Genomic DNA, 18,932 nt, shown 5'->3' with positions numbered 1-18,932 from the left:
AGCGATGACGGCAAGGAAGACGGCGGCGAACTACTCGCCTGAGGTTCGGGAGCGGGCGGTGCGGCTTGTGCTGGACGGCGCCGGGGAGCACGGCTCGCAGTGGGCGGCGATCGGTTCGATCGCGGCGAAGATCGGCTGCACGGCGGAGACGCTGCGGCGCTGGGTGCGGCAGGCAGAGCGCGATCGCGGCAAGCGAGCGGGCCCCACGAGCGAGGAGCGGGATCGGATCAAGGCGCTGGAGCGGGAGGTCCGCGAGCTGCGCCAGGCCAATGAGATCCTGCGCAAGGCGTCGGCGTATTTTGCCCTGGCGGAGCTCGACCGCCGGTCGAAGCCATGATCGCGTTCATCGACGATCATCGGGGTGAGTATGGGGTCGAGCCGATCTGCCGTGTCCTGCCGATCGCCCCGTCCACCTACCACGCCCGCGTTGCGCAGCGCGCCGATCCCACCCAAGGCTCGACCAGGTCGCAGCGAGACGGGATGCTGCGGGCGGAGGTGCGGCGCGTCCACGCCGAGAACTTCGGCGTCTACGGCGTGCGGAAGGTCTGGCGCCAACTCGGTCGCGAGGGGACGCCGGTCGCCCGCTGCACCGTGGCACGTCTGATGCGGCAGTTGGGCTTGCGCGGCGTGGTGCGCGGGAAGGAGACAAGGACGACAGTGCCGGACAGGGGCGCCCCGTGCCCGGCCGACCGGGTGAACCGGCAGTTCCTCGCGCCGCGTCCGAACCTGCTCTGGGTGTCCGACTTCACCTACGTCGCGACCTGGCAGGGCTTTGTCTACGTCGCCTTCGTCATCGACACCTTCGCCCGAAGGATCGTCGGCTGGCGGGTGTCGCGGACGGCCCATGCGGGGTTTGTCCTCGATGCTCTTGAGCAGGCGCTGCACGACCGGCGGCCTGTCCAGGGCACGGGGCTGGTCCATCACAGCGACCGCGGCGTGCAATACGTGTCGATCCGCTACACCGAGCGCCTGGCCGAGGCCGGGATCGAGCCGTCGGTCGGCAGCGTCGGCGACAGCTACGACAACGCGCTGGCCGAGAGCGTCATCGGCCTGTTCAAGACCGAGGTCATCCGGCGCCGCGGGCCGTGGCGTAGCCTCGAGGTCGTCGAGTTCGCCACTCTCGAATGGGTGGACTGGTTCAACAACCGCCGCCTCCTCGAGCCGATCGGCAACATCCCGCCCGCCGAAGCGGAGGCGCGCTACTATGCCGCCCAGGAAGCCACACCCCTGGCGGCCTGACTCACACCAAACAGCCTCCGGCAAACCCGGCGCGGTTCAAGCAGTGTGGCGTGGCCAAGCGAGTGAATCTCGCGAACACGTGTCTCACATTCGCGATCCACACGGGCGCCAGCAGCCTCGAGCGAGATTCGGCGGGCTTCGCAACCCGCCTTGCGATCTTCTCCGCCCGCTACGTCTCGCCACTTCGAACCTCGGCGAACGGCTTCACATCTTTCCAATCGCCTGGCTTCACAGCGAGAACCGGCGTCGTCGGTTCCTTCTACGGCTTCGGCGGATATAGCGGGAACACCGGACGAGATTGCCGGGTGGCCGCGCAAAGCGGTCAGGCCGGCTCGCCGCCCCGGAAACGCATGAAGCTCATTCGGCCGCCAGTGCCGTCGAAAGCGATTACGTCGTAGGTATCCGGCGCTGCGCCAGGCATCTCCATGCCCGGCGATCCCAGCGGCATGGCCGGCACCGAGAGCCCGCGGACACCTGGGGGACGCGTTGCCAGCAGGCGCTTCACGGCAACCGCTGGCACATGGCCTTCCAGTACATAGCGGTCGACTAGCGCCGCATGGCAGGAGAGCAGGTCAGCCGGTGTGCCGAGCGCCCTGCGCGCAGCGGCTACCGATCCCACAACATTGTCTTCAACGGCGAAGCCTGCCGTGCGCATGTGCTCCACCCACGCGCCACAGCAGCCGCAGTTCGCATCTCGCCACACCTGAACGCGCGGTAGCCCCCCCGCGACCGCAGCGGCCGGTGCAGCCAGCAAGGTTAATCCCGCCGAAAACAGTCCACGTCTTCCTAGCGTCACGACGCACTCTCCTTTGTCGATGTGTTTGTTGATATCGGTAGCGTAACTACTGCCAACAACCCAGTAGCGGGCAGATTTGAAAGCCGCAGCGTACCGCCGTGCCGCTCGACAGCCTGACGAGCGATAGTCAAACCGAGCCCGCTGCCGCCGGTGCCGCGATTGCGCGATGTCTCGAGGCGCCGGAACGGCTCGAACACTGCCTGCATGTCCGCCTCTGGAATGCCGGGCCCGTCATCTTCAACTCGGATTAGGATCCGGGATCCCTCATCGATCAGCCCGACACGAGCGCCGCCTCCATATTTCACGGCATTGTCGATCAGGTTCGAGAACGCTCGCTTCAGCGTCACCGGGCTGCAGACCAGCCTCGCCTGCGATGGGCCGGTATAGGTCACGGCCGCGCCCGCATCGGCGGCCGCGTCGCACAGGGTCTCGATCATCGCCACCAAATCGGCCGCCTTGCGCGGCTCGCTTTCGGTTTCGCCACGCAGATAGGCGAGTGTTGAGTCAATCATTGCCTCCATTTCGTCGAGATCGGAATCAATCGCACGCGCCGCCTCGCCATCCTCGACGAAGCCGGCGCGCAGCCGCAGTCGCGCGATTGGTGTGCGCAGGTCGTGGCTGACGGCGGCCAGCGCCTGCGTGCGGTCGGCGATGAGACGGTCGATGCGCCCCTGCATTCGGTTGAAGGCCTGCGCCGCCTGGCGGACCTCACGTGGCCCCTCCTCCGGGATCGGCGCCTGCGACCCCACCCCGCCGATCCGGTCCGCCGCCTCCGACAGCGCGCGCAGCGGTCGGCTTATCAGCCGAACCACGAACAGCGCGAGGATGAGGATACCCACACCCATGGCCGTGGTGGACAATACTGTCGCGTGTTCGGGTGCACCCGAACGGAGCAGCGTCGCCGAGAAGTTGAGCCAAGTTCCATCCGCCATTGGCAGTGCGCCTAGAAGCAGGTGGCGCGCCGGGTCGGCCTGATTCGCGCCCTGCTCGGCATAGCCCAGCCGAAGGCCGGCAAGGTCGGATACTGGCACGAGTTCGCCGAGCCTTGCCCGGAGCGCCTCAATGCGTGAGCTTGCCTCCTCCACCAAGTTTACGGCCGGGTCTGCGGTCCAATGCAGGTCCAGGCTAGCGGTTGATAGGGCATGAGCTGTGCCGTCGCGCTCCGCAAGCGGCAGCGCGACCACCGCGCGCTTGACGGAAACCAGACGCTCCGCGAGCACTGCTTCCCACGTCGTGCCGAGCAGCGCCGCAGTTCCCGCCTGGTGCACCCAAAGGCTGCCGACATGGAAGGTGAGCAGGCCGACCAGCAGGACAAGGACGACGCGCCCGCCAAGCGTCCCGGGAACCAGCCAGCCGAGCCACCTCACACGCCGCGCTTCACGGCAGGCACCAACATATAGCCGGCGCCGCGGATCGTTTTGATCACTGTCGGGCTTTCGTCGGTCGGTTCAAGCTTCCGCCGCAAGCGACTCACCATCACATCCACCGACCGGTCGGTGCCGTTGAATGCATGGCGGTTCCGCGCCAGGTCGAGCAGCTGGTCCCGACTCAGAACCCGCTGTGCGTGCTCGCAGAAGGCCAGCAGCAAATCGTATTCGCCGCCCGAGAGGTCGACCGCCACGCCGTCCGGGGACGCCAGCTCCCGCCGCCGGGCATCAAGCGACCAACCGCCGAAGGTAATCGTGCCTCCCGTCGTGCCTGCCACCGGCTCGCCAGCTGCGCCGCTGGACCGACGCAGCAAAGCCCGCACACGCGCCAAAAGTTCTGCGCGGCCGAACGGCTTTGGGATATAGTCGTCTGCACCCAATTCGAGCCCGAGCACCCTATCTGCCTCTTCACCGCGCGCCGTCACCATGATGATCGGCACGCCTGACTTCGCGCGCAGGGCGCGGCACAGATCGAGGCCGGATTGCCCGGGAAGCATGACATCGAGAAGAATAAGGTCCACCGGGGCGCTGCCTAGCACGTCCCACATCTCCCGCCCGTCGCGCGCGCCAGTGACGCGGAAGCCGTTCTGGCGCAGGAATTTCGTGATCAGGTTTCGCATCTCCCCGTCATCCTCGACAACGAGGAGATGCGCTTCTGGTGACAATTGATCGGCCCGCATAGCTGACTACCTCCGTGTACGCGGGCCCTGTAACATCAGAACATCGATCGAATGCCAATGACAGCATAGCTGTTGGAAATTCGCTCTCCATTCGCGCGTGCCAGATTGGCGGTCTCGCCCAACTGACGCTCCCAGCCGACCTGGACGTAGGGCGCGATCTGAGGGGTAAATTCGTAGCGCAGCTGTAGCGACAGATCCATGTCCGTCAGTCCCCGCCTTATCTCCAACTCGCGGTCATTGCCCGCACTTGCGTTGATCTCGATTGCGGGCTTCAGATAGAGACCTGGTCCGTTGTCGTTGAAGATGCTTCGGGCGATCAGCAAGTCGGTTGAAGACTCCAGGCGCCCGCTCAGCACGCCTTCTTCGCTGACATAGGCGGTTGCCTCGACCTCAAAGAAGTAGGGCGCGATGCCCGAAAAGCCGAAAGCGCCGTAGTTCCTATTGGTCCGGAAGAAGTCGCGGCGCCACCCGACGTTGACGTCCCAGAATTCCGAGATGGGTCGGTTGTAGAAGAGTTGGATCTCGGCCTTGTCTGTCTGACCACGGATTTGCTCGCCTTCCGTACGGAACAGGAGCCGATGATCGTAAGTTCCAACCCGGGCATCGAGATCCCATGAGAATCGATCGCCCTGCGAAGACCCGCCGTAGTCGAGATTATTGAGGCGGACCACTGAGTTAATGGCGTTATGGCTGTGGGCCAGGGCGGGCATAGCGGGCGCCAGAAAGGCACCCGCGACGGCAGCAAGGACAACATTTCGCATCAACCGGCGCTCGCCACGCGAGCCGGCTCGACGATGAAGCGCGTCATCATGCCGGCTTCCATGTGGTACAGGAGGTGGCAGTGGAACGGCCAGTCGCCTACCTCGTCGGCGGTGAGCAGAACGGAGGCTTCGGCACCCGGGCGGACGAGCACAACATGCTTGTAGGGCAGCCGGTCGCCTGCGCCGTTCTCCATCTCCATGAACATCCCGTGCAGGTGCATGGGATGCGCCATCATCGTCTCATTCATGAATCGGATGCGAATGCGGTCACCCTCGCGGACCCGGATTCCCTCCTCCATGCCGAAGCGGCGGTCGTTCAGTGACCAGGAATAGCGCCCCATCTGGCCGGTGAGTCGCAGGATGATGTCCCGTGAAGGCTGCGGCGCGTTCGGGCGAGCTCGCGTGCTACGGAGGTCGGCGTAGCGCAGTGCACGCTTGCCTTCGGGTGTGCCGGCCTGTTCCCAACCCAAAGGGTTGTTCGGATCGGCCATGGCAGTGGCACTAGGCATTGCATGTCCCGCATGGGGGTCGGCTGCGGCTTGCGCCGGCGCGCCGGGCATCACATGCCCCGCATGAGGGTTGGCCGCGGCCGGGCCGGTGCCACTTCCACTCATCGGCATGCCACCATGGTTCATGCCCGCCATCGCCGAGCCACCCATCGCCATACCGCTATGATCCATGCCAGCCATCGCTGAGCCGCCCATCGCCATCCCGCCATGGGCCATGCCCATATCTGCCATGGTCAGCACGGTCCTCGGCCGACGTGGCGGAATAGCCGCCTCCATCCCTTCGCGCGGTGCCAGCGTGGCGCGCGCATAACCGCTGCGGTCGAGCGGCTCCGACATGATGGTGAAGGCTCGCGCCTCCGTCGGGTTGACCACCACGTCGTAGGTCTCGCCGACGCCGATGCGGAACTCGTCGACCGGCACCGGGATGACAGGCAACCCGTCCGCCGAGATCACCGTCATCCGCAGGTCGGGAATCGCTACGTCATACATGGACATGGCTGATCCGTTGATGAAGCGTAGCCGCACCCGCTCGCCCGGGGTGAAAAGGAAAGTCTTGTTGTCTTGCGGGCCGCGCCCGTTGACCAGGAAGCTGTAGCCGGTGACGTCGGCTAGGTCCGTCGGGTCCATCCGCATTTCGCCCCAGGCCTTTCGATCGGCCATTGTGGCACTCCAGCCATCACGTCGAACGTCACGCATGAAATCCAGAAACGTGCGCTGGCCACGGTTGTAGTAGCCTTCGCGGTTCCGGAGATTACGGAAGATAGCGTCCGGCGCTTCCGGGCTATGATCCGAGAGCAACACGACATAGTCGCGCGTCACGCGCACCGGCTCCGGTCTCGCCGGCTCAATGACGATCGCGCCGTACATGCCCGCCTGCTCCTGCGCCGCGGAGTGGCTATGGTACCAGTAGGTGCCGGCCTGCCGGAGCTGGAAGCGGTAGGTGTAGGTCTGACCGGGCTGGATCGCCTCATAGCCGTTGAAGCCGGGCGCGCCGTCCATGACGCCGGCGAGCAGCAGCCCGTGCCAGTGGATGGAGGTCGGCTCGCTCAGGCGGTTGGTGACCCGGATCACCACCTCCTCGCCCTCGCGCCACCGAAGTACCGGGCCGGGCACAGTGCCGCCGATGGTCAGCGCATTGGTCTGCGTGCCATCAACGGTGATGCGCGTAGCCTCCACCGCCAGATCCTGAACGCGATGCGCATTGGCGAAGCTCTGGCGGCCTGGGAAGGCGGTCACCACGCCCGCCATCCCGGCGGCGGCGGCCAGCTTCAGGGAGTCACGACGGGAAAGCGGGCTGGTCATGTGCGTTCTCCGTCGTTCAGCGCGGCGTCACGACGAGTTCGGCCGCCATGCCGCTCTCATAGTGGCCGGGGATGTTGCAGGCGATCTCAATGGTGCCGGCGCGCGTGAAGCGCCAGGAGATCTCGCCGGTCTTGCCCGGCTCCACGAGCACCGTGTTGGGCGCCGTGTGGTCCATGCGTGTGCCGTCCGGCATCGTCATCGTCAGGCTGACGACGCGCTCCGGCGTGATCATGCCGTGCTCGAACATGCGTGCCATCTCGGGCCGGTGCGCGGCCGCGACGGCAGCCGGCGCAAAGCTGAACTCATGCAGGAACTGGCCGCGATTCACCGCCACGAAGCGGATCGTCTCGCCGGCGCGAACCTGGATGCGTGGCACGCTGTAAGCGTTTTCCGTCATCTCGATCCGCACCACGCGGCCGGTGCCGCGCGCGGCTGGCTGGCCGAGCAACTGGGCGTTGTTGCCATGACCTTCTGGCGAGGCGAGCGCAGGGGCTGGAACGAGAATCGCAGGCGTCGCGGCGGCGGCCGCCAGCAACGTCAGGGCAGCCAAACGGGACATCTTGATCACAGGTCTCTCCTGGAATGGTTGGGCGGGGGGCGGACGGAACAACCCCTCGGCATGGAGGATGCCTTGCCAACATGTACGGGGCACGTCCCGATCATGACAAAATATTGCTGACCGGGACGTCCGGAGGATGGTCAGCGGACCGAATTGGACAGCCGCTGGAGGTTCCAGAGTGCCGAATTGTGGCCCCCACCCATGTCGGGCATCGTGTGAGGCGCGGCGGCGGTCGCGGCCTCGTCGCACTCGCTGCTGGCGTTCTCCCCAGTTCCGACAATGCGTGGATTGACGCAGCTGACGACAGGACTCGGTGTGGCGGAGGTGTCGTATTCGATCTCAACGTTCTCTCCGCTGCCGGTCACGCGCCGCACCGGTAGCGAGGTCACCATTGAAGCGCGGTTGGAGTAGATCAGCACAGGCAGGCGACCCAGGTACATCGGCTCCAGGGAGACCACCGGCTGACCGTTGGCGTGCGCCAAGGTTGGCGCCACGGCCAGGCCGGCGACGAGTGCGAGGGCTAATCCAGTGGGTGAAGTCGGGGACATGGTGGCTCTCTCCTTGCGTGGGCCGAGCACCTTGCGGTGCGGCACAGGCCACTTATGGAATGCCTCCGTTGCAGCGGTTTATCGGCTTGCCGACAAAGCATATTCAATACGTCGCATTGCGACGCTGCGTTCGCACCGCGACGCGTGAGCGTCTTGCATCGGGCGGACGACCGCAGCAGGGATGCCCTACGGGCCAGCGGAGGCGGCTGTCCGCGGCGGGGGTTGTCACAATATGTGAGACGCGTCTCGTCTTCGGAGTCGACGCGTCCCGTGTGTTGGATCCTCACAGTGCCCGTGGGCGAAGTCTGCAAGGGTCTCAATGATCCGACACTCTCCAACCACGCCGCCCTCGCAACTCGTCGCCATGCGCTGAAGTTCCGCGCGCAGAGCCGTGAGCCGCCGTAGCCGCGCGTCGATCTCGCCAATCTGCGCGGTCGCAAGCGTATGCGCCTGACCGCAGTCTGCGTCTGGCCTGTCCGCAAGGTCGAGCAATGCGCGGATCGCCTCGCTCTCGAAGCCCAGTTCTCGGGCGTGGCGAATGAACCCGAGGCGGCGCAGATGCGCGGCGCCATAGGCGCGATGGCCGCCCTCGGTCCTACTTGGCGGCGGCAGCCACCCCTCCTGCTCGTACCACCGGATCGTGGTTGGCTTGACGCCCGTGGCGCGCGCGAGATCGCCGATCGAGAATGTCGCGCTCACTTTGGGTCGGCCTCATGCTTGGCGAGAAAGCGTGCGAAGGCGGCCAGGGCTTTCTCGCTGGCATGATGCTCAAGCCCCTCGGCATCAGCCTCCGCAGTCTCGGGGTCGAGCCCCACCGCCAGCAGGAAGCGGACGACCAATTCGTGTCGCGCCCGGGCAGCGGATGCCACCGCCTGGCCGGCAGGCGTCAGGAACAGCCCGCGGTACGGTTTGGTTTCCACCAGGCCGTCGCGCTGCAGCCGCGCGACCGTCGCGGCGACGGTCGCCTGGGCAACACCCATGCGTCGGGCAATATCCACGGCACGCGCCTCGCCTTCCTCCTGAAGGAGGTCGGCGATCAGCTCGACGTAGTCTTCGGCAATGGCCGAGCGATCGGCTTCGCGCTGCTGCGTGAAGCGCGCTGCGTGATCTTCCGGGGGCGGGAGGGAACGTGGCGAGGCGCGAGGCATGCCTGACATTAGCGCCTCCGCTTGACATCAGCCATAGTCCGATCACTATAATTTAGCAGACACTAAGTTTTGGAGGCCGTGCGTGAACCCGCCATCCGAGGTTGTCGCCTCGCCCGCACCCGCCGGGCTGCCAAGCCTGCCGGAGGTGCACCGCTCGGTTGCGGTGCCAAACGCAGGCGGGTTCCTCCGCAAGCTCTTTGCCTTCATGGGTCCAGGCTACCTGGTTGCGGTCGGCTACATGGACCCGGGCAACTGGGCGACCTCGCTCGCCGGCGGATCGGCCTTCGGATACACCCTGCTCGCCGTCGCACTGACCTCCTCGCTGATGGCGATCCTGCTGCAGGCGCTGTGCGTCCGGATCGGCGTCGCCACCGGCCGCGACCTCGCCCAGCTCTGCCGTGAGCGGTTTCCAAAGGTGGTCGCCTATCCACTGTGGCTGTTTGCCGAGATTGCGATCTGCGCCACCGACCTCGCCGAGCTGATCGGCACGGCCATCGCGCTGGAATTGCTGTTCGGCATTCCGCTGCTGTACGGCGTGTTCCTGACCGCGCTCGACGCCTTCCTGATCCTGTGGCTCCAGAACAAAGGCGTGCGCTGGTTGGAAGCGCTGATCTTCGGCTTCATCATGCTGATCGTCGGCTGCTTCGGCATCCAGATCGTGTTGTCCGACCCGGACTGGGCGGCGGTGCTGAACGGCTATATCCCTGCCGTCTCGATCGTGACTAACCAGACGCAGCTCTACATCGCCATGGGCATCCTCGGGGCCACCGTGATGCCGCACAACCTGTACCTGCATACCGCCGTGGTGCAGTCGCGGTCCTGGAACTTCGATGAAGCGGGCAAGCGGGAGGCAATCAAGTTCGCCACCATCGACAGCACTCTGGCGCTGACCCTGGCGCTGCTGATCAATTCGGCGATCCTAATCACCGCAGCCGCCACGTTCCACGCAAGCGGCAATACCGAGGTGGCGGAAATTGGTGAGGCCTACCAGCTGCTGACGCCGCTATTGGGCGCAGGCATCGCGGCCACCGCCTTCGGCGTGGCGCTGCTGCTGTGCGGACTTAACGCCACCGTCACCGCCACCCTGGCGGGGCAGGTGGTGATGGAGGGCTTCCTGCGGTTCCGCTTGCCCCCGGTGTTGCGGCGGCTGGTGACGCGGCTGATCGCCATCATCCCCGCTGTGATCGTCACCTGGATGTATGGAGCGTCCGGCACCGCGCAGCTGCTGATCCTCAGCCAGGTTATCCTGTCGATCCAGCTGCCCTTCGCGGTGATCCCGCTGATGCTGTTCGCGCAGGACCGCAACCGCATGGGTGTCTTCACGGCACCGGCTTGGCAGATCGCGCTTGGCTGGGCGACGGCGGCGGTGATAGTCGGGCTGAACATGAAGCTTTTGTTTGACGCAGGGCTTGGGGATTAAGGCAGGTCCCGCGCGTCCGGCGGCGGTTGCACCGCATCCAGGTCTGCTGGCGCGATCTATGCTGTAGCCGGCTCCACTTGCCCAAGGGCGCCCGCAACGCCGGTACAGAGGCCCAACGGGCCGCGTCAGCGATGCAATGTGAGGCTATATTGGTGCTGCCCGCTAATCGCTCCCGTTGGCAACGAGCCATGGCACCGGTTCCGCTTGACCTTCCCACCGGGGCAAACCGGCTTATGTCGCCAGCTTAGTGTCACCGCCCGTCCGGCCGAGATGAGGAACACCCATGACGTCACGCCGCTCTCTCCTCGCCACCGCCACACTTGTTGCGCTGCCGATGCCCGTACTTGCCCAGCGCGCCACGCAGATCGGCGTATGGCGCGACCCGAATTGCGGCTGCTGTTCGGGCTGGATCGCGCATTTGCGCGCTGAGGGCTTTACCGTGGCGGACCAGGTGGTGCAGTCGGTCGCCCCAGTGCGGCGCCGCCTTGGGACGCCGGCCGACCTCCTGTCCTGCCACGCGGGCGAGGTCGAAGGCTTCGCGCTCGAAGGCCATGTGCCCGCGGCTGCCATCCGCCGGCTGCTGGCAGAGCGCCCCGCGGGCGTTCGTGGCCTCGCTGTGCCGGAGATGCCGGTTGGCTCGCCCGGCATGGAAGTGCCCGGCGCACCGGCTGACAGCTACGACGTGATCGCCTTCGGCACCGGCCCACACCGGCCTTTCATGCGCTTCAACGGGTGAACCCCGACTTGAGCTGGCCGATAAGAAGGGGCTTGAACCTCTAGCCACTAGAGGTCCCATACCTACCGCCTGTACGATCGGACGGATGTCATGGGCGCTGTAACAAGACAGACCTGGCGGGTGGAGGGCATGGATTGCGCCTCCTGCGTTGCCAAGGTCACCAAAGCCGTGGAACGGCTTCCGGGGGTCTCGGGTGTCGAGGTCAACCTCATGGCCGAGCGATTGACGCTCGACCTCGATACGGCCGGCCGGCCTGAGGCCGTCGAGGCGCAGGTTGCGGCACTCGGCTATTCGACGAAGCGGCTCGATGGCGCCGCGACGGCGGCAGGCCCAGGCGGTGCGGCGCCCACCTGTGGCCCTGACCATCCACACGATCATGATCACGAGGATGGCCATAGCCACGAGTCTGCCTCAGCGAAGCCCGCGGCACATGGCCACAGCCACACCGACCATGAAGATCCTGTCGACGCCACGAAGTCTTGGTGGGCGACCGGCAAGGCAAAGCTGGTCTGGCTGCTCGGCGCGCTGGTTCTTGGCGCCTATGCGCTATCGCTGGTTCTGCCTGAGCAGCTGACCTATCCGCTCTTCCTCGTCGCCACCGCCGTGGCGCTGTTTCCCTTTGGCCGGCGCGCCATCGCGCTGGCCCGTGTCGGCAGCCCCTTCAGCATCGAGACGCTGATGTGCACCGCGGCCATAGGCGCCGTGGTGATTGGCGCGGCGGAGGAGGCCGCGGTCGTCGTGCTGCTCTTCGCGATCGGCGAGTTGCTGGAAAACGTTGCCGCCGGCCGTGCCCGTGCCGGCATCCGCGCTTTGGCCGACCTTATGCCGCGCGTGGCGCTACGCGTGCGGCCAGATGGCACCACCGAGCAACTGCCCGCTGACAGGCTGGCGATCGGCGACTTGGTGCTGATCCGGCCAGGCGACCGGGTGCCCTGCGACGGCACCATCGAGGAAGGCACCTCAGCCCTGGATGAAAGCCCGGTGACCGGGGAAAGCATCCCGGTGGCACGCGGGCTGGGCGAGGCGGTGATCGCGGGATCGATCAACGCAGATGGCGTGCTGCGCGTCCGCGTGACGCGCGCGGCCTCCGATAACACCATCGCCCGTATCATTCGCATGGTGGAGGAAGCGGCCGCGTCTCGGGCGCCGACCCAGCGATTCATCGAGCGCTTCTCCGAGTGGTGGACGCCCGGGGCGATGATTGTATCGGCGCTGGTAATCCTGTTGCCGCCCTTCCTGTTCGGCTGGGATTGGGGCACCAGCGTCTATCGCGGCCTCGCGGTCCTGCTGATCGCCTGCCCCTGCGCGCTTGTGATCTCGGTACCGGCCGCCATGGCCTCCGGTCTCTCGGCCGGCGCCAGGCGCGGGTTGCTGGTGAAGGGTGGTGCTGCCCTGGAAGCCATCGGTGCCGCCCGGACGGTGGCCTTCGACAAGACCGGCACGCTCACCGAGGGTCACCCGCGCGTGACCGAGATCCTTCCGGCGCCCGGCCAGATGGAGCAGCAGGTCCTTGAACTGGCGGCTTCCGTCGAGCAGGGCTCGGCGCATCCGCTGGCCAAGGCGGTCCTGGCCGAGGCCTCGGCGCGGAGCCTTACCCTGCCGACAGCAACCGATCTCGCTGCCATCCCCGGCAAGGCGGTCACGGCCATGATCGGCGGGCGCCGCATTAGCGTCGGCAGCCCGCGCCATGCGCGCGAGGCAGGCGCGCAACTTGGCATCCTTGAGATGAGGCTGGCGCGGCTGGAGTCCCAGGGCAAGACGGTCGCCGTGGTGCTGGCAGACGGCACCACGCTCGGATTGATCGCGCTGCGCGATGAGCCACGCGTCGATGCGAAGGAGGGCATCGCAGCGCTCTCAACCCTCGGCGTGCGGTCGGTGATGCTGACTGGCGATAACCGCCGGACCGGCGAGGCCATCGCCGTCTCGCTCGGTCTGGACGTGAAGGCGGAACTGCTCCCGGATGACAAGCTGCGGGAGATCGGCCGCCTGATGGAGGGTGGCCCGGTCGTGATGGTCGGCGACGGCATCAACGATGCGCCAGCGCTGGCGGCGGCTTCTGTCGGCGTGGCGATGGGCGGCGGCACCGACGTGGCGCTGGAATCGGCGGATGCCGCAGTGCTGAAGGATCGTGTGACCGGCGTGGCGGAACTGGTCTCCCTCTCGCGGGCGACCATGGCCAACGTGAAGCAGAACGTGGCAGTGGCGGTCGGGCTGAAGGGCGTGTTCCTGGTGACGACGCTGATCGGCCTGACCGGCCTCTGGCCCGCGATCCTGGCTGACACTGGGGCCACGGTGCTTGTAACCCTCAACGCCCTGCGCCTGCTGCGCTGGCGGCCCCAGGCTTGATAGGGGGACCTGATGTCCGAGGGACATGACCATGCGCCGCACAACCATGCTGGGCCCGCGCACGGCGCGCGGGTGACGGCAGGCAGCGAGCGGCGGATCCGCACCGTCCTCATCATGACTGCCGGCTACGCCGCAGTGCAGGCCGTCGGCGGCTGGCTCTCAGGGTCCTTGGCGCTGATCGCTGATGCTGGTCACATGGTGTCCGACGCGGCGGCCCTGCTGCTGGCGCTGATCGCCTATCGTGTCGCGGCAAGGGCGCCGGATGCGGTACGGACCTATGGCTTCCACCGGCTCCGGGTGCTGGCCGCATTGGCCAACGGCGCCTCCCTGCTGCTGCTGGTCGCCTGGATCGCCTGGGAGGCCGTGTCGCGTCTGCGTGAGCCATCGGAAGTCCTGGCCGGACCCATGCTGGTGGTCGCGGCCATCGGTCTCGCCATCAATATCATCGGCGCCCTGATTCTGCGCCGCGGCGACCAGGGTGACAGCAACCTGCGCGGTGCGATGCTGCATGTGTTGGGCGACCTGCTAGGCTCGGTAGGCGCGATTGGCGCCGCCATCGGCATCATGCTGACCGGTTGGACCCTGCTTGACCCGATCCTGTCGGTCCTGGTCGCCGTGCTCGTGGTGCGTTCCGCATGGGGGCTGGTGTCTGAATCGATCCGCGTTCTGTTACAGGCCGTACCACGCGGCCTGGATGCCCGCGCCGCCGAGGCCGATCTTGCCACTCTTCCCGGCATTGCCGAGGCCGGACACTTCCATGCCTGGACGCTGACCGACGAGAGCAGCGTGGCCACGGTCCATGTCGTCCCGGAGGCCGGTGCCGATCCGCTGGCGCTGCCGGCGCTGGTCGCGTCACGGCTGCGCGAACGCTATGCTATCGACCACGTCACCACGCAGGTTGATCCACCTGGCGCCCTTGTCGCCGGCAAACACTGAGGATCTCACCGCATGACCGTTCCTTTCGACTGCCCACGCTGTGGCACCGTGCTGACAATGAGCGACCGCGCCGGCATTGAGATCGACTACTGCCCGAGCTGCCGAGGCGTGTGGCTAGACCGCGGCGAGCTGGACAAGATCATCGAGCGTGCGGAGGCCGCGCCTGCCGCGCCAAGTTCAGCCTGGACCAGGCCGAACGCAAGTGGATGGCGGCCGGAAGGCGGCCACCGCGAGGAGCACGGGGGCCATGGAAAGCAAGCCCTACATGGGCGCCGAAAGTCTTGGTTGCAGGAGATGTTCGATTGAAGGACCTGCATGAACCCCAACGCCGCTGGCTGGTGATGGCGATTGCCTTGGCTTGGCGGGCGATCTCGTCGCGCTCGGCCGAGGCGCAGGATGGACAGGGAGGACCGGTCGTCGTCAGCGGCGCGTGGGCGCGAGCCGTGCCGCCTGAAGCTCGCGAAAGTCAGGGATTTTTCATCGTCCGCAATGTCGGCGCGACAGCGGATCTTTTGGTCTCCGCCTGGTCGCCCGACGTCGAGACAACACGCGTGCTGGAGCGCGATCCGATCTCAGCCGGCGCATTCCGTCCCCCAGCCGAGGGGCTTCCCATTCTTCCTGGCGGAACTCTCACACTGGAACCCGGCGGGCCATACCTTGCGCTGAATGGACTGCGTCAGCCTCTTGGGTCGGGCAACATGATCCGGGTGTTCCTTCGGTTTGCGCAGGCCGGCGACGTACCTGTTGAACTCCGAGGTCATGACCATTGAACGATGACATGTCGCCCGATGCCGTCCGCATCCGTGCCCAACAGCGCCGGTCGCGCGCCATCCTTGCCGTACTCTTCACCCTCGTAGCCGTGTTCTTCGCCATCACCATAGCGCGAATGGACGAACAGGCGGAGGCGCGGAGGGCGCGTGCGACGGAGCAAAGATGAAGGCCGGCCCGCTGGCTGCGGAAGCAGGCACCGCATCGGTGGGCAATCCGACATTGACGCCGCTCCGGCTTGGGCTGCAGTCGAATGCGGCCGCACTTGCTCTCGGGGCTATGACGCCGCTCGCTTTCGCGCCGCTGTACCTTCTGCCGGCCTTCCTTCTCGGCTTCGGCGGGTTGTTTCTGCTGCTGGAGCGGACGCGCTCGGTCCAAGGCGCCTTCCTTCTTGGATGGCTGTTCGGCATCGGCAACTTCATAGTCGGGCTTGGCTGGATCACCGAGGCATTCGCCGTGGATGCCGAGACCTTCGGTGCGCTCGCCGTTCCGGCGCTCGTGGCGTTGTCGGCGGGTCTGGCCTCGTTTCCCGCCTTATCGCTCGCGGCTGCGCGATACGTGGCGGGTTCCGGGCGCGGTCCGCGTCTTCTCATCGCATTCACGATCTGCTGGGCGGCGGGTGAATGGCTGCGCGGGACGGTCCTGACCGGCTTTCCATGGAATCTCGCAGGGCACGTCTGGGGGTTCGCCGACGCGCCCCTTCAGCTTGCCGCCTTCATTGGAATTCATGGCCTTGGTCTGGCGACCATCCTCCTCGCGGCGCTGCCGGCTTTCGCGCTTTCCGCTCGGCGGGTCTTGCCGTTCGGCCTCGCCGCCTGCTGCGTGGCGCTGCTGTGGGCCGGCGGCGCGGCAAGGCTCGCGGTGCCGCCGCCACCGGAATTGCCGGATGTTCGGCTGCGCCTGGTGCAGCCCGACGTGGCGCAGTCCCTCAAATGGGCGCCCTCGGAAAGGGCTCGCATCCTCGCCGATCTTCTCTCTCTCAGCCGCACACCGGGAGCATTGGGCGCAGAACCGACGCATCTGCTTTGGCCCGAGACGGCAGTTCCCTACCTGATCGCAGAGGAGCCTGCCGTCCGCGCGGCAATCGCCGCTGTGGTGCCGCCGCGGGGCGCCCTCGTGACTGGCGGGGTACGACGCGGGCTGGACGTCGCCGGGCAGCCGTCGATGCGGAACAGCGTGTTGGTCCTCGATGGCACGGCCCGAATCCTGTCGGCCTACGACAAGATGCGGCTGGTCCCCTTCGGCGAATACGTGCCCTTCCGCGCGTGGCTACCGGGGGTGCCGAAGCTGACGGATGGCGCAGTAGATTTCTCGCCGGGCACGGACCCGGCGCCATTGCCGGTTCCCGGCTTGCCTGCCGCCATGACGCTGATCTGCTACGAGGCAATCTTTCCTGGTGGTGGCGGTGGAACAGCACGCGACGCAGGTTGGATTCTGACCCTCACCAACGACGCCTGGTTCGGTCGCTCCTGGGGGCCGCACCAGCATGCGCTTGCGGCCAGGATGCGCGCTGTGGAACTCGGATTACCGATGGTGCGCGTTGCGAATGGCGGGGTTTCCTTCGTCACCGATGCCTACGGGCGGGTGCGGCAGCAGTTGGCACTTGGCACGCGGGGCGTACTGGACGTGGCGCTGCCTGGAGCGTTGCCGAGCCGAACGCCCTACGCAAGCTTCGGAGACTGGCCGCTGCTGGCGGTCCTGTTCACAGGGCTGGCAGGCTTAGCCGCGACCCGCAGGGGAGGCGAGCCGCATGGCGCTTGAATTCTCGGCCCTCGGCCTGCTCCTGGCGTTCGGTGGCGGCCTGGTCTCCTTTCTGTCGCCCTGCGTGCTGCCGCTGGTTCCGGGCTGGGTGGCCTACGCCTGCGGCACCGGCGTGCGGGATGCGCCGCCACGAAGCCGCGCCATGCTGCTGGGTGCCAGCTTCGTCCTAGGCTTTTCGCTGGTCTTCGTGCTGCTCGGGCTCGGTGCCTCGGCGTTGTCGCAATGGCTGCGGCGCTGGAGCCTGGAGTTCCAGGTCGCCGGCGGGGCACTGGTCCTGGCCTTTGGCCTGGTGCAGATCGGTGCGCTGCGCCCCTCCTGGCTGCTACGGGACGTGCGGCTGCCCGCCTTTGCAGCGGGCGGCACGCCCGGCGGCGCGGCGCTGCTCGGCGTCTCCTTCGGTTTTGCCTGGACGCCCTGCATTGGCCCTGTCCTCGGTGCAGTACTGGCGGTCGCGGCTATCCAGGGTGATGGCGCAGGGGCACCGCTGCTGCTGGCCTACTCGTTGGGGCTGGGCGTGCCCTTCCTGCTGGTCGCCTTCTACCTGCCTGCGGCCGCGGCGACGTTGCGGCAATGGCGTGGCTTCGGCCGCGGAGCGCAAGTCGCCTCTGGCTTCGTCATGGCGGCGATGGGCGTGCTGATGATGCTGGGCGAGATGACCAGCATCGCGGGCTGGTTCGTCCAGACCTTTCCCTTCCTGCTGAGGCTTGGCTGATGCGCTTGATCGGGATCATGGCGGCGCTGGCCGCCGGTGCGGTGGACCAGGCCACCAAAGCCTGGGCGCTCGGCGCCCTTTGGCCACCCTATAGTGAGGGCATCACGGTGCTGCCCGTGCTGAACCTGCGGCTCGGCTTCAACACCGGCGTGACCTTCGGCATGTTTGCCGACAGTGCAGCCGGCGCCGCCTGGGTGCTGGTGCTGGTCACCCTCGCCATCACAGGTGTTCTGCTGCGCTGGCTCTGGCGCAGGACATCAAGAGTGGAGGCCCTGGCGCTCGGCCTCATCATCGGCGGTGCCCTTGGCAATGCCGTCGACCGGCTGCGCATCGGGGCCGTCGTTGACTTCCTCGACGCGCATTACGCGGGCTGGCACTGGCCCACCTTCAACATGGCCGATGTTGCAATCGTCTGCGGTGTCGCCCTGCTCATCCTTGCCGGCCTGCGTCCCGCATCGGCCGAGAACACCACCGCCTTTCAAAATACTGGGAGCAAAATCCAATGAGCAAAGATCTTTCGCGCCGCGGCACCCTGACCGGCCTGGGCGTCCTGGTCCTGTCCGCCCCTGCCTTGGGACAGCAAGCGGCAGCCCCACCCTTCGCGGTCACCGAGCCTGGCCCGGAGACCCCGCGCCCACTGCCTAGCGAGCGCGCGATCGGGCGGGAGGACGCTCCTGTGACGGTGATCGAGTTCCACTCGCTGACCTGCGGCAACTGCGCCAATTTTCACACCCAGCATTTTCCCCGCATCAAGGCTGCCTATGTGGATCCTGGGCTGGTGCGCTTCGTGCTGAGGGACTTCCCGCTCGACCGCGTGGCGGTCGATGCCGCCGCGCTTGTCCACTGCGCGGGGCCGGAGCGGTTCGAGGCCCTGCTCTCCGTGCTCTACACCAACAAGGAGGCTTGGGCGCACAGCCCAGATGCTCGCGGCTGGCTGCGCCGTACGGCTGGTTTGGCGGGTCTTTCTCCCGCTCGCCTGGAAGCCTGTTGGACCGACCGCGGCTTCTCCGACCCCATCATCGCATCCCGGCTGCAAGCCGAACGGGAGTTCAGCATCAGCGCAACGCCTTCCTTCGTCATCGGCGGCCAGGTACAGCGCGGTGTGCTGACCTTCGAACGTTTCGCGCAGCTGGTGCAACCGCTTCTGCCGCCAGGGGCGGTCCCTGCTCCGGCTCCCAGAGTGCTTCCGCGCCTATGAGGCGCGCAGGGTTGCGCGTATGGCTACCCTGCGGCACATCCTGTCGCACTATGGGACTGCGTTGCATAATCCTGGGTATAACCCTT

The 18,932-nt window shown here is 66.7% G+C and carries 20 protein-coding genes and 1 other annotated feature; of the genes, 11 read left to right on the top strand and 9 right to left on the bottom strand.

Annotated features, from left to right (window positions below; genetic code table 11):
• The first annotated feature begins 4 nt into the window (after positions 1 to 4).
• Positions 5 to 1,239, top strand: a protein-coding gene (locus tag HB662_RS10865) for an IS3 family transposase (protein WP_168049720.1) whose coding sequence is annotated in 2 segments (ribosomal slippage) — positions 5 to 299 and positions 299 to 1,239 — 1,236 coding nt in all. Because the reading frame shifts where the segments join, the coding sequence is not laid out codon by codon here.
• Positions 292 to 408: a sequence feature (AL1L pseudoknot), on the top strand. (Overlaps the previous gene by 117 nt.)
• A 322-nt stretch (positions 1,240 to 1,561) precedes the next feature.
• Here the strand turns inward: HB662_RS10865 and HB662_RS10860 are convergent.
• The 9 genes from HB662_RS10860 to mntR all read right to left on the bottom strand — a co-directional run bounded on the left by HB662_RS10860 (position 1,562) and on the right by mntR (position 8,969).
• Positions 1,562 to 1,894 (bottom strand): DUF411 domain-containing protein, encoded by a 333-nt coding sequence (locus HB662_RS10860; RefSeq protein ID WP_230411005.1) that lies wholly within the window; start codon positions 1,892 to 1,894, stop codon positions 1,562 to 1,564.
• A gap of 137 nt (positions 1,895 to 2,031) precedes the next feature.
• Positions 2,032 to 3,402, bottom strand: a complete 1,371-nt coding sequence (locus HB662_RS10855; protein WP_168049740.1) for an ATP-binding protein — start codon at positions 3,400 to 3,402, stop codon at positions 2,032 to 2,034.
• Positions 3,399 to 4,142: a response regulator transcription factor gene (locus HB662_RS10850; RefSeq protein WP_168049739.1), complete on the bottom strand. Its 744-nt coding sequence runs from the start codon at positions 4,140 to 4,142 to the stop codon at positions 3,399 to 3,401. The genes HB662_RS10855 and HB662_RS10850 overlap by 4 nt, the downstream gene beginning before the upstream one ends.
• Before the next feature lie 35 nt (positions 4,143 to 4,177).
• On the bottom strand, positions 4,178 to 4,903 hold the full coding sequence (locus HB662_RS10845; protein ID WP_168049738.1) for a copper resistance protein B: 726 nt from the start codon (positions 4,901 to 4,903) through the stop codon (positions 4,178 to 4,180).
• Positions 4,903 to 6,714 (bottom strand): copper resistance system multicopper oxidase, encoded by a 1,812-nt coding sequence (locus HB662_RS10840; RefSeq protein ID WP_168049737.1) that lies wholly within the window; start codon positions 6,712 to 6,714, stop codon positions 4,903 to 4,905. The genes HB662_RS10845 and HB662_RS10840 overlap by 1 nt, the downstream gene beginning before the upstream one ends.
• Positions 6,715 to 6,730: 16 nt before the next feature.
• Positions 6,731 to 7,282: a cupredoxin domain-containing protein gene (locus HB662_RS10835; RefSeq protein WP_456305470.1), complete on the bottom strand. Its 552-nt coding sequence runs from the start codon at positions 7,280 to 7,282 to the stop codon at positions 6,731 to 6,733.
• 131 nt (positions 7,283 to 7,413) lie between these two features.
• Positions 7,414 to 7,821, bottom strand: coding sequence for a hypothetical protein (locus tag HB662_RS10830; protein WP_168049736.1), 408 nt, complete (start codon positions 7,819 to 7,821; stop codon positions 7,414 to 7,416).
• Between the two features lie 225 nt (positions 7,822 to 8,046).
• A complete protein-coding gene (locus HB662_RS10825) occupies positions 8,047 to 8,520 on the bottom strand; it encodes a MerR family transcriptional regulator (protein ID WP_168049735.1) in 474 nt (157 codons plus the stop codon).
• Positions 8,517 to 8,969 carry a manganese-binding transcriptional regulator MntR gene (gene mntR, locus HB662_RS10820; protein WP_168049734.1) on the bottom strand — a complete coding sequence of 151 codons (453 nt, stop codon included), beginning with the start codon at positions 8,967 to 8,969 and terminating at the stop codon, positions 8,517 to 8,519. Before mntR ends, HB662_RS10825 begins: the two co-directional genes overlap by 4 nt.
• Positions 8,970 to 9,051: 82 nt before the next feature.
• Between mntR and HB662_RS10815 the strand changes: the two genes are divergently transcribed.
• The 10 genes from HB662_RS10815 to HB662_RS10770 all read left to right on the top strand — a co-directional run bounded on the left by HB662_RS10815 (position 9,052) and on the right by HB662_RS10770 (position 18,846).
• Positions 9,052 to 10,389, top strand: coding sequence for an Nramp family divalent metal transporter (locus HB662_RS10815; RefSeq protein WP_168049733.1), 1,338 nt, complete (start codon positions 9,052 to 9,054; stop codon positions 10,387 to 10,389).
• Positions 10,390 to 10,672: 283 nt separating this feature from the next.
• Complete coding sequence (locus HB662_RS10810) at positions 10,673 to 11,125, top strand: DUF411 domain-containing protein (RefSeq protein ID WP_168049732.1); 453 nt, start codon at positions 10,673 to 10,675, stop codon at positions 11,123 to 11,125.
• A gap of 129 nt (positions 11,126 to 11,254) precedes the next feature.
• Entirely contained in the window at positions 11,255 to 13,471 is a 2,217-nt protein-coding gene (locus tag HB662_RS10805) for a heavy metal translocating P-type ATPase (RefSeq protein WP_171970238.1), read from the top strand.
• A 12-nt stretch (positions 13,472 to 13,483) separates the two neighbouring features.
• Positions 13,484 to 14,407, top strand: coding sequence for a cation diffusion facilitator family transporter (locus HB662_RS10800; protein WP_168049730.1), 924 nt, complete (start codon positions 13,484 to 13,486; stop codon positions 14,405 to 14,407).
• Between the two features lie 12 nt (positions 14,408 to 14,419).
• Positions 14,420 to 14,713 carry a TFIIB-type zinc ribbon-containing protein gene (locus tag HB662_RS10795; protein WP_168049729.1) on the top strand — a complete coding sequence of 98 codons (294 nt, stop codon included), beginning with the start codon at positions 14,420 to 14,422 and terminating at the stop codon, positions 14,711 to 14,713.
• Complete coding sequence (locus HB662_RS10790; RefSeq protein WP_168049728.1) at positions 14,710 to 15,177, top strand: copper chaperone PCu(A)C; 468 nt, start codon at positions 14,710 to 14,712, stop codon at positions 15,175 to 15,177. Before HB662_RS10795 ends, HB662_RS10790 begins: the two co-directional genes overlap by 4 nt.
• A 163-nt stretch (positions 15,178 to 15,340) precedes the next feature.
• The gene (lnt, locus tag HB662_RS10785; protein WP_168049727.1) at positions 15,341 to 16,936 is read left to right on the top strand and encodes an apolipoprotein N-acyltransferase; all 1,596 of its coding nucleotides are present in this window, start codon (positions 15,341 to 15,343) and stop codon (positions 16,934 to 16,936) included.
• Positions 16,926 to 17,648, top strand: a complete 723-nt coding sequence (locus HB662_RS10780; RefSeq protein ID WP_168049726.1) for a cytochrome c biogenesis CcdA family protein — start codon at positions 16,926 to 16,928, stop codon at positions 17,646 to 17,648. Before lnt ends, HB662_RS10780 begins: the two co-directional genes overlap by 11 nt.
• Complete coding sequence (gene lspA, locus HB662_RS10775) at positions 17,648 to 18,154, top strand: signal peptidase II (RefSeq protein WP_230411006.1); 507 nt, start codon at positions 17,648 to 17,650, stop codon at positions 18,152 to 18,154. The genes HB662_RS10780 and lspA overlap by 1 nt, the downstream gene beginning before the upstream one ends.
• Positions 18,151 to 18,846: a thioredoxin domain-containing protein gene (locus HB662_RS10770; RefSeq protein WP_168049725.1), complete on the top strand. Its 696-nt coding sequence runs from the start codon at positions 18,151 to 18,153 to the stop codon at positions 18,844 to 18,846. Before lspA ends, HB662_RS10770 begins: the two co-directional genes overlap by 4 nt.
• The last annotated feature ends 86 nt before the right edge of the window (positions 18,847 to 18,932 follow it).

This window comes from Falsiroseomonas frigidaquae, assembly GCF_012163145.1.
Taxonomy (GTDB): Bacteria; Pseudomonadota; Alphaproteobacteria; order Acetobacterales; family Acetobacteraceae; genus Falsiroseomonas; species Falsiroseomonas frigidaquae.
Note: the sequence above shows the minus strand (reverse complement) of the source record. Positions and strands in the feature narration are given on the sequence as shown.

What these genes read in the sequence shown, in the direction of transcription:
- HB662_RS10860 (WP_230411005.1), bottom strand. Translation starts at nt 1,894, where the DNA reads ATGCGCACGGCAGGCTTCGCCGTTGAAGACAATGTTGTGGGATCGGTA.
- HB662_RS10850 (WP_168049739.1), bottom strand. Translation starts at nt 4,142, where the DNA reads ATGCGGGCCGATCAATTGTCACCAGAAGCGCATCTCCTCGTTGTCGAG.
- HB662_RS10845 (WP_168049738.1), bottom strand. Translation starts at nt 4,903, where the DNA reads ATGCGAAATGTTGTCCTTGCTGCCGTCGCGGGTGCCTTTCTGGCGCCC.
- HB662_RS10840 (WP_168049737.1), bottom strand. Translation starts at nt 6,714, where the DNA reads ATGACCAGCCCGCTTTCCCGTCGTGACTCCCTGAAGCTGGCCGCCGCC.
- HB662_RS10830 (WP_168049736.1), bottom strand. Translation starts at nt 7,821, where the DNA reads ATGTCCCCGACTTCACCCACTGGATTAGCCCTCGCACTCGTCGCCGGC.
- mntR (WP_168049734.1), bottom strand. Translation starts at nt 8,969, where the DNA reads ATGCCTCGCGCCTCGCCACGTTCCCTCCCGCCCCCGGAAGATCACGCA.
- HB662_RS10810 (WP_168049732.1), top strand. Translation starts at nt 10,673, where the DNA reads ATGACGTCACGCCGCTCTCTCCTCGCCACCGCCACACTTGTTGCGCTG.
- HB662_RS10805 (WP_171970238.1), top strand. Translation starts at nt 11,255, where the DNA reads ATGGATTGCGCCTCCTGCGTTGCCAAGGTCACCAAAGCCGTGGAACGG.
- HB662_RS10800 (WP_168049730.1), top strand. Translation starts at nt 13,484, where the DNA reads ATGTCCGAGGGACATGACCATGCGCCGCACAACCATGCTGGGCCCGCG.
- HB662_RS10795 (WP_168049729.1), top strand. Translation starts at nt 14,420, where the DNA reads ATGACCGTTCCTTTCGACTGCCCACGCTGTGGCACCGTGCTGACAATG.
- lnt (WP_168049727.1), top strand. Translation starts at nt 15,341, where the DNA reads ATGAAGGCCGGCCCGCTGGCTGCGGAAGCAGGCACCGCATCGGTGGGC.
- HB662_RS10780 (WP_168049726.1), top strand. Translation starts at nt 16,926, where the DNA reads ATGGCGCTTGAATTCTCGGCCCTCGGCCTGCTCCTGGCGTTCGGTGGC.
- lspA (WP_230411006.1), top strand. Translation starts at nt 17,648, where the DNA reads ATGCGCTTGATCGGGATCATGGCGGCGCTGGCCGCCGGTGCGGTGGAC.
- HB662_RS10770 (WP_168049725.1), top strand. Translation starts at nt 18,151, where the DNA reads ATGAGCAAAGATCTTTCGCGCCGCGGCACCCTGACCGGCCTGGGCGTC.